This window comes from Cupriavidus sp. KB_39, from assembly GCF_052114485.1.
In the GTDB taxonomy this organism is placed as follows: Bacteria; Pseudomonadota; Gammaproteobacteria; order Burkholderiales; family Burkholderiaceae; genus Cupriavidus.
On the sequence record NZ_JBFREV010000231.1, the window covers coordinates 1 to 404 of the forward strand.

Below are 404 nucleotides of genomic sequence, written 5' to 3' on the forward strand. Positions count from 1 at the left end.
AATAATACGAACATGGTGGCGATGACCGAGGTGCCCGGGCACCTGATCGTCATCGGCGGCAGCTATGTGGGACTGGAGTTCGCGCAGGTATTCCGCCGTCTCGGCGCGCAGGTCACGGTGGTGGAGCGCGGCCAGCACCTGATTGCGCGGGAAGATACGGACGTCTCGCTGCAGGTGCGGGAGATCCTGGAAGCGGAAGGCATCCGCATCCGCTGCGGCGCGGAGTGCATCCAACTGCACTCGCATGCCGAAGGTGCGGCGGTGGGCGTCAGCGGCCCGGGCTGCCCGGCCGGCGCGGAGCAGATCGCCGGCACCCACGTGCTGCTGGCCGTGGGCCGGCGGCCGAACACCGACGACCTGGGCCTCGACAAGGCCGGCGTGGCCACCGATGCGCGCGGCTATAT

The 404-nt window shown here is 69.3% G+C and carries 1 protein-coding gene; it reads left to right on the forward strand.

What is annotated here, in order from left to right; all coding sequences use genetic code 11:
• A partial coding sequence (locus AB4Z27_RS29705; RefSeq protein ID WP_441646075.1) for an FAD-dependent oxidoreductase occupies positions 1–404 on the forward strand: 404 nt, incomplete at both ends.